The organism is Hoyosella levis (assembly GCF_026008515.1).
Lineage (GTDB): Bacteria > Actinomycetota > Actinomycetes > Mycobacteriales > Mycobacteriaceae > Lolliginicoccus > Lolliginicoccus levis.
The window spans coordinates 61,089-75,622 of the sequence record NZ_BQYM01000002.1 but is presented as its reverse complement, the minus strand read 5'-3'; the positions used below and the strand labels follow the sequence as shown (position 1 = coordinate 75,622).

Below are 14,534 nucleotides of genomic sequence, written 5' to 3'. Positions count from 1 at the left end.
CATAGCAGCACCGACCTGGCACGCGACAGCGTTAGGGTGAAGGTCGTGCTGATCATCCTCCCGCCCTCGGAGACCAAGGCCATTGGCGGCTCGGGCGCCCCGCTCGACCTCGCCACGCTGGCGCTGCCCGCTCTCGCGCCGATCCGCGAGCACATCATCGATGCCACTGTGGCGCTTGCCGCGAAGCCCGATGAGTGCGCGGCAGCGCTGAAGCTGGGGCCGCGGCAGCTCGACGATGTGGGGCGCAACGCTGCGCTGTGGTCGAGCCCCACGGCGCCTGCGCTCGAGCGCTACACGGGGGTGCTCTTCGATGCGCTCGACGCCGGGTCGATGACCTTGTCGGAGCGGGGCCGGGCCGAGGAACGCTTGTTGATCGGGTCTGCCCTGCTCGGTGCCGTGGCTGCTGCTGATCCGATCCCGTACTACAAGCTCTCCGCTGCTTCCCGCATCCCGGGCGAGCCCACGTTGCGTGCCCTGTGGCGGCCCGTGCTCGGCGAGGAGATCGCGGCGCTGGGCCGGGGGCTGGTCATCGACCTCCGCTCGGGCGGGTACGCCGCGCTCGGTCCGGTGCCCGGCGCGATCTCGGTGACAGTGATGAGCGAGCGTCCGGATGGATCGCGCAAGGTCGTGAGCCATTTCAACAAGCACTACAAGGGCCTGCTCGTCCGGGCGCTCGCGGTGTCGCCGCTCGAGCCCGGGGACGCGCGGGGGGTGGCGCAGATCGCTGGGGACCAGGGCATGCGCGCGGAAGTCTCCGGCGACCATGCGGTGACGTTGGTCGTCTAGCTCCGTGATCCCGGTCGAGGGGGGCTTGTAGTGGACCGACTGGTCCTGGAGCGCCGGCAGGTCTGGATCTATCTCGTGGCGATCGCGGTGGGCTTGCTCGCCGGTAGCGCCTGGCCGCGTGCCGGGGGCATTCTCGAGGCGCTGATCTGGCCGTTCCTGGTGCTGCTGCTATATGTGACATTCACGCAGGTGCCGCTTCTGCATCTGCGCGATGCCCTTCGGGATCGTCGCTTCGTGGCGGCACTGCTCATCGGGAACTTCCTCGTGGTGCCGGCCCTGGTCTGGGGCCTGCTGCAGTTCCTGCCTCCCGACCCCGCGATCCGGCTCGGCGTGCTGCTCGTTCTGCTTGTGCCCTGCACGGATTGGTTCATCACCTTCACGCAGCTCGGGCAGGGAGATGTGCCGCGCGCGATCGCCGCGACACCAGTGAACCTGCTGCTGCAACTGCTGCTGCTGCCGCTGTACGTGTGGCTGATCCTGGGGCCAGGCCTCGCTGCGACGATAGGCCCGCGCGATGCCGTGCCCGCGCTGGCGGTGGTGCTGGTTCCCCTGGCCGCGGCGATCGCCTCGGAGCGGTGGTTCGAGTCCCGGCCCGATCGAGCGCGGGCGCGCGACCGCCTGGCGTGGTTGCCCATCCCCCTGCTGGCGATCGTGGTGCTGCTGGTCGCGGGCGCGCAGGTCCATGCTGTCCGTGACCTCGTGCACCTGCTGCCCGTGCTGGTCCCGGTGTTCGTCGCGTACCTCGTCCTGGCCTCGCTTCTCGCCCGCGGCCTGGCGGGGATGGCGCGGCTGCCCGTCGAGCAGGGGCGCACGCTGGCGTTCAGCATGGGTACGAGGAACTCGTTCATCGTGCTGCCCGTCGCGCTGGCCCTGCCCGGCGGGGAGATCGTGGCCGTGGTGATCGTCACCCAGTCGCTCATCGAGCTGCTCGGGATGGTCTTCTACCTCTGGTGGGTGCCTCGCGTCCTTTTTGCTGGATCGCCGGGGCCGCGGCCGGGCTAGAGGATCTCGCCCGCATCCTGGGCAGCGCGGGCCTGCGCGACCTGCTGCGGGGTGAATCGCATCCACAGGCCGACCAGGATGGTGAGCAGCACAGCCAGTCCAGCGGTGGCGGCGATCGCGAACATGTAGCCGTCGCCGAGGGCAGTGACCTGGCTGGCGGTCATCTCGTCGACGGGCCCGCTGATGCCCCCGAGGTACAGGGTGCGGGAGGTAGCGATGGCACCCACGATGGCGAGCCCCATCGCGCCGCCGAGGGTCTGGGCGACGAGGGCGATCGCGGTGAGCGGGCCGATCTCGCTGCTCGGGACCCCGGCCACGGCGCACAAGGTCAATGGCACCACGGCCATGCCCACGCCGGCACCAACGACGAGGATCGCCGGAAGCAGGTCAGCGACGTAGGTGGACTGGGCGTCCATGCGGGAGGCAAGCCCGAGCCCGACCGCCATCAGCACACCGCCCGAGGCGACGAGCCAGCGCGGCTGGTAGCGCACCGCGAGCGTCGCCGAGACCTGGGCAGCGATGCCGAGCGCGACGGCGAATGGCATGAAGGACATTCCCGCCTCCAGCGGGCTGAATCCGATGATCTCCTGGACGAACAGGGCCACGAACACGGCCATGCACATGGTGATCGAGCCCGCGATGGCGATCGCCACGAAGGTGATGACCCGGTCGCGGTCGCGGAAGAGCACGAAGGGCAGCAAGGGGTTCTCGGCGCTGCGCTCGACGAGCAGGAACGCACCGAGCAGCACCAGCCCGACCGCGAGCGAGAGGAGGACGCTGCCGTGGTCCCAGCCGACCTCGGCGCCCTGGGTGAGCCCGTAGACGAGGGCGGTGGCCCCGAGAGTGCCGAGCACTGCTCCGGGCACATCGAGGCTGCGGCGCGGTCCCTGCGACTCCGGCAGCGCGGTGCGGGCCATGACGAGGATGAGCAGGCCCACGGGGATGTTGACGAGGAAGATCCACCGCCAGGAGATCTCGGTGAGCGCGCCACCGAGCAGGAGACCCGATACGGAGCCGAGCGCGGTCATCATGGCGAAGATCGCGAAGGCCTGGTTGCGCACGGGGCCAGCGGCAAAGGTGGTTGCTACCAGGGCGAACGCCGTGGGCGAGGCGACCGCGGCCCCGGCTCCCTGGAGCACGCGGGCGAGGATGAGCACCAGATCCGTGGTGGCGAGGCCGGCGATGAGCGAGGCCGCGGTGAACGCGGCAACACCAGCCATGAACATGCGCTTGCGGCCGAAGGTGTCGCCGAGGCGGCCGCCGAGCAGCATCAGCCCGCCGAACGCGAGCGCGTAGCTAGTAATGACCCAGGTCCGGCCACTGTCGGTGAGGTCAAGATCATTCTGCAAGCGGGCGAGCGCGAGATTGACGACGGTGCCGTCGAGGACGACCATCAGCTGCAGGGCACTGAGCACGACAATGGCCCATCCGAGGACACGTGTCGCTGCACCGTCGTGGGCCACGTGCGCAGTTCCTCCGCCCGATCCCGCTGGTGTCGCGGATCGCTCGTCGACCGATCGTGAGCCCGGCCCATCGCTGGCCACCGCGTGCTGCTCGCCCGCGCCGATGTCGATGCTCACGGTCCGCGCTCCTTTGCGTCGTCGATCGAGCCTTTCGTTGCTTATCGTCAACCAACACGCGATTCGTTTCATCAAATCCCAGATGCGATTCCGGCCACATCGCCGAAGACGATGATCGCGGGCGGGCGGATGCCGTTCTCGGCCACCGCGGTCGCGACATGCGCGAGGTCAGTGCGCACGACCCGCTGCCCCCGGGTGGTGCCCTCCTGCACGACAGTGACCGGCGTGGCTGCATCGCGCCCGCCGTCGAGCAGTGCGCCCGCGAACTGCGTGATTCGCTCCACTCCCATCAGCAGCACGATGGTGCCCCGCAGCCGCGCGAGCGCCGACCAGTCCGTCAGCGACTGCGGATGCCCTGGCGGCACATGGCCACTGACGATCACGACCTCGTGCGCCACTCCGCGGTGCGTGATGGGCACTCCTGCCGCAGCGGGCACCGCGAAGGCCGAGGAGATGCCGGGGACCATCGTCACGGGCACCCCTGCCTCCACGCACGCGAGCAGCTCCTCGAAGCCCCGGCCGAACAAGTATGGATCCCCGCCCTTGAGGCGCACCACGAACTTGCCGCCACGGGCACGATCGATGAGGGTGTCGTTGATCGCTTCCTGCGCCATCGATCGCCCGTAGGGGATCTTCGAGGCGTCGATGACCTCGACCGAGGGGGCGAGCTCCGCGAGAAGCTCGGGCGGGGCGAGCCGGTCAGCCACCACGACATCAGCATGCGCGAGCAACCGGCGGCCACGCACCGTGATCAAGTCCGGGTCGCCAGGCCCCCCGCCGACGAGCGCCACGCCGGTGTAGGCGCTGGACCGGGAACCGTGATCGTCCACGACACCGGTCTGCAAGGCTTCACGGATGGCATTGCGGATCGCGGCCGACCGCCGATGATCCCCGCCCGCGATCACGCCAACGGTCAATCCGTCATAGGACATCGATGCAGGAGTGACGGCCGTGCCCTTGCGCGCCACGTCCGCGCGCACGCAGAAGGCGCGCTGGGACTCGGCCTCCGCGACCACTGCGGCGTTGACCTCTGGATCATCGGTGCAGGCGATCGCGTACCAGGCCCCCGCGAGATCCCCCGTCCGGTACGCGCGCAGGTCGAGCTGGATCTGCCCGCTCGCCGCCATTCCCTCCACTGCCGCGGTCGCGGCGATCGTCACCACCTCCACGAGAGCACCCGATGCGACGAGCAGCGGCAGCCTGCGCTGGGCCACCGACCCGCCGCCGACGACGACCACCTTGCGGCCCGCGAGATCCAGGCCTACCAGGTAGGGCGCCTGGCCCGGCATGGTCTCGCGGTCCTCCGAAGTGCTATCGCTCACCGTTGCTGCTCCTTTAACTCCACATGCCACCGGCAGGGTGGCGGCGAACCTGCCAAAGCCTAGTACCTGGCCATGCCCGCAGCACCAATGGCCTGTCCGCGCTGCGGCTGGTCGACCCAGGTGGCCCGCGCCACCGCGCCCGTCACGAAGCGCCCCACCAGCTTGGGCACCAGCATGTCGATCGCTGCGGGGGCCCCCGGAACGGGCCATCCGAGCAGTGACGCCGGGCGCGGGATCGGTGCCGAGCCATCTCCCGCGCGGCGCGCGGCTCCAGTCAGCCTCCGTGCAGCGCAGATCGCCGCCGCCTCAGCAACGCTCGGCGTGCCCACCGTGGCCTCCAGCCTGCGGCTCGGCGCATGCACCGGGATCCCGGTGAGCTCGGCGGCCCCGAATCCCTCGATGCGTATTGGCGCGAACGCCTCCACGCCGCGCACGAGGGCAGGCGCCCCGGACTTGCTCTCGAGCGTCCCCACCCCCACGAAGGTGAGCACCCCGGCTGCCCGCGCGAGCTCGGCCAGCATGTCCAGCACATCGAGGTGGCTTGCCCGCGAGGAGATCCCCAGCCCCGCTGTCACGATCACGCTGTCACCCCCGCGCTCGCGGCGGCACGCTGGAGGAACCGGGCCATCGCCGCGGGCCGCGCCACGGGATGAGTATGCAAATAGGAGGCATGCACCCCGCGATGGACTATTCCCTCGCGCACGGCGGTGCCATCATGGGCCCGCCACCCCCACGCGACCTGCGCTTGTCCCGCCGTTCCGCTCCACCCTGGACCAGCATCGACGCTGGTTCGGTGGAACTCGTGGCCGGTGATGCGCTCCCCCGGCTCGAACATCGCCGACGAGAGGAGCGCGGTGGCGTCCCGGTACCCGAGGACGAGCCGCTTCCCGAACCGCGCGCGCAGGTCCAGCGCGCCCACCATCTCATGGCCGTCGAGCTCGCGAGCGAGATAGACCAGTCCCGCGCATTCCGCGTGCACGGGCATTCCAAGCTCGATCGCGCCCCGGATCTGTGCGCGGACCAGTGAGTTCGCCGCGAGCCCGGCCGCGTGCTCCTCCGGGAACCCACCAGGCAGGATGAGCCCCGAAGTGCTGGGGGGCAAGGGGTCGGTCAGCGGGTCGAAACGCACGATGTCCGCACCCGCCGCCTCGAGCAGCTCATCCTGCTCCGCATAGACAAAGCTGAAGGCAGGCCCCGCCGCCACGGCTATCCGCGCAGGTCCTGCTGCTCGCTCGCGCCGCTCCTGTGCTCCCGCGGCTAGCGGCATTGCCACCGCTGGATCCCAGGCCTCGTCCCGCGTGCTCGCCCGCGCGATCGCGCGGATGGCATCGAGGTCGATGTGCGTGCTCGCCAGCGATACCATGGCATCGCGCGCGGCCATGGCGGCGGCACCCCCTTCCCGCGCGGTGACGAGACCGAGGTGCCGGGAGCGCACTGTGGCGGCATCGAGCCGGGGCACGCAGCCCAGCACGGGCATCCCGGCCCGGTCGCACGCTTCCCGCAGCACCTCCGCGTGCCGCTCGCTGCCTACCTGGTTGAGGATCACCCCAGCGATGCGCACACGGGCATCGAAGGTGGCGAAGCCATGAAGGAGCGCGGCGAGGCTCTGGCTGTGGCCGCGCACGTCCACGACGAGCACCACGGGCGCGCCGAGCAGCGCGGCGATGTGCGCCGTGGAGCCGATCGCGGGCTCGCCACTGCCGATACGGCCATCGAAGAGGCCCATGACGCCCTCGATGACCGCGATGTCGCAGCCCCGCGACCCGTGCTGGTAGAGCGGACCGATCAGCTCCGGGCTGGTGAGGACGGCGTCGAGGTTCCGCCCGACGCGGCCCGTGGCGAGACCGTGATAACCGGGGTCGATGTAGTCGGGGCCCACCTTGAACGGGGCAACGCGCATGCCCTGGTCCGTGAGCGCGCCCATGATGCCGGTGGCCAGTGTCGTCTTGCCGCTTCCCGAGGCTGGGGCCGCGAGCACTACAGCCGGGACGGTCACCACTCGATGCCCCGCTGGCCCTTGCGCCCCGCGTCCATGGGGTGCTTGACCTTGGTCATCTCGGTGACGAGGTCCGCGGCGGCGATGAGCTCCGGGGGCGCGTCCCGGCCGGTGATCACCACATGCTGGTTGCCGGGCCGCGCGCGCAGGGCCTCGACCACTTCGCCGACGTCGATCCAGCCCCATTTGAGCGGGTAGGTGAACTCATCAAGGAGGTAGAAGCGATGCCGTTCGGTCGCGAGCCGGCGCGCGATCTCCGCCCAGCCCTCGCGCGCGGCTGCCGCATGGTCGGCTTCGTTTCCCTCCTTGCGGATCCACGACCACCCCTCCCCCATCTTGTGCCACTCGACGGGGCCACCAATGCCACTGGCGAGGTGCGCGTCACCGAGGGCACGCAGGGCGGTCTCCTCGCCGACGCGCCACTTGGCGCTCTTGACGAACTGGAACACCCCGATGTCGAAACCCTGGTTCCAGGCCCGCAGCGCCAGCCCGAACGCGGCGGTGGACTTGCCCTTTCCCGCGCCGGTGTGGACCGCGAGCACGGGTTGCTGGCGGCGCTGCCGGGTGGTCAAGCCGTCGTCGGGGATCGAGCCCTGCTCCGGTACGCCTTTGGGCATCGTGTTCCTTTCGTCCTCGGTGCCACGTCAGTTCCGGACCAGCGGCCGGCATCACCGGCTCGCGCGGCTAGGCCGCGGCGGTCCCTGGCCCTCGCGCCGCGCGAACCACCCCGGAGACGGTACTGGCGGACAGCTGGTTCAACCGTACGCATCCACCCCGGAGGTGGTGGGCGAGTTCGGCGGCAAGGCCCAGGGACACCATGCCCTGCTCGCAATCGATAGTGATCGAGGCGATGCCGTCCCTCGCCATGCCCCGGGCCGCGGCCCGGGCGCGCGCGACGGGATCCGGCCCCGCGGTGGCGCGGCCGTCGGTGAGCAGCACGACAAGGGCCCGCCGATCAGGGTCGCGGCGACGCTCGCGCTGGATGAGCGCGCGAGCCTCGCTCAGTCCCTCCGCGAGCGGGGTGCGCCCCCCTGTGCGGAGATCGCGCAGGCGACGGGCCGCGATATCCGTCGAGCCCGTGGGGGGCAGCACGATCTCGGCGCTAGTGCCACGCAGGGTGATCACGGCGACCTTGTCGCGTCGTTGGTAAGCGTCACGAAGCAGCGATCGCACGGCTCCCGTGACCGCGGAGAGCCGGTCGCGGGCGGCCATCGAGCCAGATGCATCCACGAGGAAGATCACGAGATTGCCCTCGCGGTCCTCGCGCGCCGCCCCGCGCATGTCCTCGAGCCTGATGGCGAGCCCGCCCCGGCGCGGCACCTCGGCGGCCGCGGCCCGGATCGTCGCGAGGGCATGCATGCCGCTGCCCGTGTAGGGCGCATCGCGGACGATCCGGCCCCGCGGGGAGACCGATCGGGAACGGCGGCCCGCTGCGCCCGAGCCGCGGCCTGGCAGCTCGAAGCGGGGCGCGGTGAATCCTGGACCTGGCGCTCCTGCTTTCTGCTCGCGCGGCTGCCCGCCCTGCCCCGGGGCTGGTTCCGGTGGTGGCTCCCCTCCGCCGCCGGGCCCGTCGCCGGGCCCGTCGTCGTCGGGCCCGTCGTCGTCGGGCCTCACGTCGGGATCGTTGCCCTCGGGCTCCCCGGCATCACCGGGACTGCGTGCCTCGCTCGGCGAGGTCTCACCAGGCGCATCGTCGTCGCCTTCTGCGGAGTCGCCTGCTGCGGAACGCGCCTCGTTGATCGCGTCGTCGAGCTCGTCCTCGCTCATCCCCGTCTCGTCGAACGGGTCGCGGCGCCGCCGGTGCGGCAGCGCGAGCTCCGCAGCGATGCGGATGTCGTCCTCGGTGACGGCACTGCCACCGCGCCAGGCGGCGTGCGCGGTGGCCGTGCGAGCGATCACGAGGTCCGCGCGCATGCCGTCCACGTCGAGGCGCGCGCAGATCGCGGCGATGCGCCGAACCTCGCGCTCGGGCAGGCGCACGGCCGCGACAGCGTCACGCGCTGCGCTGATGCTCCCGGCAAGCTGCGCATCGTCGTCAGCGTAGGCATCGGCGAAGGCATGGGGATCACGCTCGTAGTCCAGGCGGCGCATCACAACAGCCGTTCGGAGGTCGAGATCGCGGGAGGCGGCGACGTCGACGGCGAGGCCGAAGCGGTCGAGGAGCTGCGGGCGCAGCTCGCCCTCCTCGGGGTTCATGGTGCCGACGAGCACGAACCGGGATGGGTAGGCGTGGGAGAACCCGTCCCGCTCGACGTGTACCCGCCCCATCGCAGCGGCGTCGAGCAGCACGTCGACGAGGTGGTCGTGCAGCAGGTTCACCTCGTCGACGTACAGGACGCCGTCGTGCGCGCGAGCGAGGAGGCCTGGCCGGAAGGCGTGCTCGCTATCGCGCAGGACACGCTCGAGGTCGATCGAGCCGACGACCCTGTCCTCGGTGGCGCCGATGGGCAGCTCCACCAGCGGGGCCCGGTGCTGATCGGTTCCCGCGAGCGGACTCGGCAGCAGGCGGGCGAGGGCTCGCACGATCGTGGACTTGGCGGTGCCCTTCTCGCCACGCACCAGCACCCCACCGATGGCGGGGTTGATGGCGCAGAGGATCAGGGCAAGGCGCAGCTGGTCCTGTCCAACGATCGCGCTGAACGGGTAGCCGGGCGTATCGCCCGGTTCGCCGGGGCGGCCCTGGATCACGATTCGCTGGAGGCTTCCCCGGCCGTTCGCGCGGAGGACTCGCCGCCGGAATCCGCATCCTCGGCGGGAGCGCCAGCGACAGTGGAAGAGACCTCCACCGGCGCGGTCTCGACGGTCGCGGTCTCGACAGGCGCGGCGTCAGCAGCGGGCGCGGCATCGGGAGCGAGCTTGAGCACGCTGTTGGTCCAGTCCCACAGCTCCCGGTAGAGGGCAGGCTCGGTGTTGAGCTGGCGACCAACGGACGGGATCATGCGCTCCAGGTCCTTCTCCCACGTCTTGTAGCGCGTGGTGAAGCACCGCTCGAGCACCTCGAGCATCGCCGAGACACAGGTCGATGCACCGGGCGAGGCGCCCAGCAGGCCCGCGATCGAGCCGTCCTCGGCGGCGACGATCGCGGTGCCGAACTCCAGCGTTCCCTTGGTGTCCTTGCCGGTGCGGATCGTCTGCACGCGCTGCCCGGCGGTGATGAGGTCCCAATCCTTGCCGTCGGCATCGGGGATGAACTCCGACATGGCGTCGATGCGGGTCTGGTCGGACTGCACCACCTGCTCGATGAGGTACTTGGTGAGCCCCATCTCGTGCATGCCGACGCTCATCATCTGGAAGATGTTGCCGGGCTTGACCGAGAGGAAGAGATCGGTCAGGTGGCCCTCCTTGAGGAACTTCGGCGTCCAGCCCGCGTAGGGGCCAAAGAGGAGGCCGCGCTCCCCGGCGATGACACGGGTATCGAGGTGCGGTACGGACATCGGGGGCGCGCCCTTGGCCGCCTTTCCGTAGACCTTTGCCTCGTGCTGCTTGATCAGGTCGGGATTGGAACAACGCAGGAACTGGCCGCTGATGGGGAACCCGCCGAAGCCCTTGATCTCCTTGATGCCCGACTTCTGCAGCAGGGGCAGCGCGCCTCCGCCGGCACCAACAAAGACGAACCGGGCGATCACGGTGCGCTTGGCACCTGTGCGGACGTTGCGCACGTTGAGCTTCCAGCGGCCGTCGCTCTGCTTGGAGATGTTGGCGACCTCGTGCCCGAACCGCACGTCGTAGCCGAAGGCACCGAGGTGGGTGAGCAGCTGCCGGGTCAGGGCCCCGAAGTCGACGTCGGTGCCGAGGTCGAAGCGGTTGAGGGCGATCGGGTCGCTGTAATCGCGCTTGCGCGCCATCAGTGGCAGCCACTCGGCGAACGTGTTGGGGTCCTGCGTGTACTGGATGCCCTCGAAGACCGTCTCTGCCGCGAGCGCGTCGTACCGCTTGCGCAGGTACTTCACGTTGTCCTCGCCATGCACGAAGCTGATGTGCGGCACAGGATTGATGAACTTCGAGGGGTTGCCGAGGATGCCCTTCTCGACGGCGTAGGCCCAGTACTGTCGCGATACCTGGAAGCGCTCGTTGATGTCGATCGCCTTGTCGATGCTGACGCTGCCGTCGGGATTCTGCGGCGTGTAGTTCAGCTCGCACAGCGCGGAGTGGCCCGTCCCGGCGTTGTTCCAGGGGTCGCTGCTCTCGGCGGCGGCGGCGTCGAGCCGCTCGAACAGCGAGACGGTCCAGTCGGGCTCGAGCTCGGTCAGCAGGGATCCGAGCGTGGCGCTCATGATTCCCGCGCCGATCAGCGCGACATCGACCGACTGCTCGGTATCGCCGCCGCTCGAAGCGTTGCTCCGGTCATGCGCATCATGTTCTGGCACTGGACTCAACTTTCTTGTCCGGTCGTTCGGCACCCATCAACCTCCCATAGACCCTAGCGGGTCCACGAGCGTGATGCTGTCACCGTGCGCGCAGGTCCGCGTGCGGTGTCTTCCATCCTGCCTCATCTGTGTTCTAGCAGTATGCGCGATAAGGTGTTTTGGTGACCACATGGACCGCGGACATCCTGGGGGAAGACTTCGAGCAGCGCACGATCGAGCTGGGCGCCGATCCGGACGGGGAGGGCGAGATCGTGGCCACGCTGGTGCGCTACGTTCCTCCAGCGGGCCGTTTTCCTGCTGCTCACAGCGCTGCGCTCTATGTGCACGGGTACTCGGACTATTTTTTCCAGCGGCATCTTGCCGAGGCTTTCGCTGCTGCGGGGCACGCGTTCTACGCACTTGATCTACGCAAGTGCGGACGTTCCCAGCGCCCCGGCCTCACGCCACATTTTGTGACCGATCTCGCGGTCTACGACGAGGAGCTCGGCGCGTCGATCGACATCATGCGGGGCGAGCTTGGCCCGGGGGCTGGGGATCGCATCGTTGTCTCGGCCCACTCCACGGGCGGGCTGATCCTGCCGTTGTGGCTTGACCGGCTCGAGCAGTCGGACGGCGGCGCGAGCGGCCGCGGGATCATTGGCATGGTGCTCAATAGCCCCTGGTTCGACATGCAGGGATCCTGGTGGCTGCGCAGCGTGGGCACCGCGGCGATCGATGCCGTGGGCCGGGTGCAGCCGCTGCGCATCGCGCAGGACGCGAAATTCGATGGCTATGGGTCGAGCCTGCACCGGGATCGCCACGGCCAGTGGGAATTCGATACCGAGTGGAAGCCCTACGGCGGGTACGCGGCACGGTTCGGGTGGCTGAGGGCGGTCCGGCGCGGTCACCTGCAGCTGCACCGGGGACTCGACTGCGGGGTGCCCTCGTTGATCCTTCGATCGGACCGGACGTGGTTCTCCCCGCACTACCAGCCCGAGATCGACAATGTGGACTGCGTGCTCGATGTGCGCCAGATCGCGAAGTGGTCCGGCTGCGTGGGCAACAGGGTCTGCGTGGTGCCGATCGAGGGCGCGCGGCACGATGTGTTCCTCTCCAACGAGCCCGCGTTGTCAGAAGCCTTGCGCGAGATGAATGTGTTCCTCCGATGGCTCGCCCGCCAGGAGCCGGAAGCGGATGCCGCCTCGCCAGCGGGGACCAGGGAAACGAGCGACGCACCGGTGCGCTGACCGGAATTCGCGGACCGGAGGGTCGAAGTGGAGCACTATGACATCGCGATCATCGGGGCCGGTTCCGGCAACATGATCGCCAATCGCAAGTTCGCGGGCAAGAAGATCGCGATCATCGAGGCGAACAAGTTCGGCGGGACGTGCCTCAATGTCGGGTGCATCCCCACCAAGATGTTCGTCTACACGGCGGACGTGGCCAACCACGTCCGCGATGCCGCTCGCTTCGGCATCACTGCCCGGCTGGAGGCGGTCGACTGGCCGTCGATCGTCGATCGAGTCTTTTCCCGCATCGATGCCAATGTGGCCGCCGCGAAGCAGTTCCGCGAGGACAACCCAAACGTCACGGTCTACTCCACGCGAGCACGGTTCGTCGAGGATCATGTCCTCGAGCTCGAGCCCGCGATCGATGCGCCGGCACGCGCCGGGGCCAGTGCTAGCGGCCGTGGCAGCGAGCGGATCAGCGCTGATCAGATCGTCATCGCCACGGGCTCGCGCGCCACGATCCCCGCCCAGTTCTCCACCTTCGAGGCTGTGGCGAGCGGCCGGGTTCCGGTCTATACCTCCGATGACATCATGCGGATCCCGCAGCTACCGGATCGGTTGGTGATCGTGGGCGGTGGCTTCATCGCCGCCGAGTTCGCGCACGTCTTCTCCGCGCTCGGGGTGGAGGTCACGATCGTCGAGCGTGGCCCCGCGCTGCTGCGGCACCATGACGGGGAGATCTCGCAGCGCTTCACCGCGCTCGCCGGCAAGCAGTGGAGAGTTCGCCTGAACGCCGAGGTCACCGCGGTGGAGGAATCACCGGGCGGGGCTCGCGTTGCCTTGTCCACCGGGGAGGTGCTCGAGTGCGCAGCGCTGCTCGCCGCCACCGGCCGCGCTCCTAGCACCGAGGACCTGGGCCTGGGGAACACCTCGGTGCACGTGCACGAGGACGGGCGGATCGTCGTGGACGAGTACCAGCGCGCCACCGCTGACGGGACGTGGGCGCTCGGCGACGTGTGCTCGCCGTGGATGCTCAAGCATGTCGCAAACCATGAGGCGCGCGTGGTGCAGCACAACCTGCTGCATCCGGACGAGCTGATCGAGGCCGATCACCGGGCGGTGCCGTCGGGGGTATTCACCTCGCCGCAGATCGCGACGGTGGGCCTGACCAGCGAGATGGCTCGCGAGCAAGGGATGGATGTCGTCGAGTCGGTATTCGACTACAAGGATGTCGCCTACGGGTGGGCGATGGATGATCCCGAGGGCTTCTGCAAGATCCTCGTGGAACGATCGTCAGGACTGATTGTGGGCGCGCACCTGATGGGTGCCCACGCCACGGCGCTCATCCAATCGCTGGTGCAAGCGATGGCGTTTGGAATAACGGCCGCGGAGATGGCACGCGGGCAGTACTGGGTGCATCCCGCGCTGCCCGAGGTGGTGGAGAACGCATTGCTCGGGGCGCGCATCCGGTAGTCGGCCCGGCTAGGGGCCGCGCGGTCACCAGGGGTTCGAGCGCAGCACTACCTCGGTGGCGAGCACGCCGAGCTCGGAGTGTGCGCCGGAGGCATCGGTGGTGGTCACGATGCGCAGGTCGCCGCGGATGTGCTGGCCGGATGCCTTTGCGTGGGCGAGCTCGCGCGGGCTGGTCGCGATGATGGTGGTGCCAACCTCTACGGCGGGGCACGCGGCGTCGGTGGCGGTGTCCTGGCTGGTGACCGCCGCAGGATGGCCGGATCCGAGAACGATGAGGCTGCTCGTGCGATCAAAGTGGTGCGCGGCGAATCGCCAAGCAACCGGGGTGGCGGAACGGATGCCGGTGACGTGGACCCAGCCAACGCGCAGCGCGTCGGCGAGAGCGAGGATGTCGGCGTCAGAGGTGGTGGCCGCGACGGGAACTGTGATGGTGCGCAAGCCGGAGTTGTGCAGCCGGGTGCACAGCTCGTCATAGTCCTCGGCGGCCTCGCTCTCGGGCACGAGGACGAGGACGGCAGCATTGCGCTGGTCCCCTCCGCATCGCACCGTGTAGTCGTTCTCCCCCATTGTCTTCGAGACGATCTCCATGCCCTGAACGTTACGCGAGAGTCGTGGTCGCGACCTGCACAGTTGTGCGAACTCACTCGATTGCTGGGGTGGGGCACGGCGCACACCGGGGTCGTAGCGCGGTAGCCCTCATAGGTGGCGGCGGACAACGGGCATTGCACCTTCGCCAGGTTACATCTATGGTTAGTTACACAAGTAATGAACCAGTGAGCCAATGAGGCTCCGGCCGCAGC

12 protein-coding genes are annotated in these 14,534 nt (G+C 69.3%); 4 read left to right on the top strand and 8 right to left on the bottom strand.

Annotation, left to right across the window (positions count from 1 at the left end; all coding sequences use genetic code 11):
- The first annotated feature begins 45 nt into the window (after positions 1–45).
- Together QC765_RS02505 and QC765_RS02500 are read left to right on the top strand one after the other, a co-directional pair.
- The gene (locus QC765_RS02505) at positions 46–786 is read left to right on the top strand and encodes a YaaA family protein (protein WP_278312847.1); all 741 of its coding nucleotides are present in this window, start codon (positions 46–48) and stop codon (positions 784–786) included.
- 30 nt (positions 787–816) lie between these two features.
- A complete protein-coding gene (locus tag QC765_RS02500; protein ID WP_278312846.1) occupies positions 817–1,788 on the top strand; it encodes an arsenic resistance protein in 972 nt (323 codons plus the stop codon).
- Here the strand turns inward: QC765_RS02500 and QC765_RS02495 are convergent.
- The 7 genes from QC765_RS02495 to mqo form a co-directional block, all read right to left on the bottom strand.
- Complete coding sequence (locus tag QC765_RS02495; RefSeq protein WP_278313115.1) at positions 1,785–3,251, bottom strand: MFS transporter; 1,467 nt, start codon at positions 3,249–3,251, stop codon at positions 1,785–1,787. The two genes, QC765_RS02500 and QC765_RS02495, sit on opposite strands and share 4 nt — an antisense overlap.
- 188 nt (positions 3,252–3,439) lie before the next feature.
- On the bottom strand, positions 3,440–4,657 hold the full coding sequence (cobA, locus tag QC765_RS02490; protein WP_278313114.1) for a uroporphyrinogen-III C-methyltransferase: 1,218 nt from the start codon (positions 4,655–4,657) through the stop codon (positions 3,440–3,442).
- Between the two features lie 92 nt (positions 4,658–4,749).
- Positions 4,750–5,271: a cobalamin biosynthesis protein gene (locus QC765_RS02485; protein ID WP_278312845.1), complete on the bottom strand. Its 522-nt coding sequence runs from the start codon at positions 5,269–5,271 to the stop codon at positions 4,750–4,752.
- Positions 5,268–6,686, bottom strand: a complete 1,419-nt coding sequence (locus tag QC765_RS02480) for a cobyrinic acid a,c-diamide synthase CobB (RefSeq protein ID WP_373876643.1) — start codon at positions 6,684–6,686, stop codon at positions 5,268–5,270. Before QC765_RS02480 ends, QC765_RS02485 begins: the two co-directional genes overlap by 4 nt.
- Entirely contained in the window at positions 6,683–7,303 is a 621-nt protein-coding gene (gene cobO, locus QC765_RS02475) for a cob(I)yrinic acid a,c-diamide adenosyltransferase (RefSeq protein WP_278312843.1), read from the bottom strand. Before cobO ends, QC765_RS02480 begins: the two co-directional genes overlap by 4 nt.
- Positions 7,304–7,370: 67 nt before the next feature.
- Positions 7,371–9,374 carry a VWA domain-containing protein gene (locus tag QC765_RS02470; RefSeq protein ID WP_278312842.1) on the bottom strand — a complete coding sequence of 668 codons (2,004 nt, stop codon included), beginning with the start codon at positions 9,372–9,374 and terminating at the stop codon, positions 7,371–7,373.
- Positions 9,371–11,053: a malate dehydrogenase (quinone) gene (gene mqo / locus QC765_RS02465; RefSeq protein WP_278312841.1), complete on the bottom strand. Its 1,683-nt coding sequence runs from the start codon at positions 11,051–11,053 to the stop codon at positions 9,371–9,373. Before mqo ends, QC765_RS02470 begins: the two co-directional genes overlap by 4 nt.
- Positions 11,054–11,214: 161 nt before the next feature.
- Here mqo and QC765_RS02460 point away from each other — a divergent pair, with 161 nt between their 5' ends.
- A complete protein-coding gene (locus QC765_RS02460) occupies positions 11,215–12,279 on the top strand; it encodes an alpha/beta hydrolase (protein WP_278312840.1) in 1,065 nt (354 codons plus the stop codon).
- Positions 12,280–12,306: 27 nt separating this feature from the next.
- Positions 12,307–13,734, top strand: coding sequence for a mycothione reductase (locus tag QC765_RS02455; RefSeq protein WP_278312839.1), 1,428 nt, complete (start codon positions 12,307–12,309; stop codon positions 13,732–13,734).
- 24 nt (positions 13,735–13,758) lie between these two features.
- Here QC765_RS02455 and QC765_RS02450 read toward each other — a convergent pair whose 3' ends face one another.
- Positions 13,759–14,322: a hypothetical protein gene (locus QC765_RS02450; RefSeq protein ID WP_278312838.1), complete on the bottom strand. Its 564-nt coding sequence runs from the start codon at positions 14,320–14,322 to the stop codon at positions 13,759–13,761.
- Positions 14,323–14,534 lie beyond the last annotated feature (212 nt).

Bases quoted from the DNA above. Each gene is read 5' to 3' on its own strand.
- cobA (WP_278313114.1), bottom strand. From the start codon at position 4,657: ATGCCGGGCCAGGCGCCCTACCTGGTAGGCCTGGATCTCGCGGGCCGC.
- cobO (WP_278312843.1), bottom strand. From the start codon at position 7,303: ATGCCCAAAGGCGTACCGGAGCAGGGCTCGATCCCCGACGACGGCTTG.
- QC765_RS02450 (WP_278312838.1), bottom strand. From the start codon at position 14,322: ATGGAGATCGTCTCGAAGACAATGGGGGAGAACGACTACACGGTGCGA.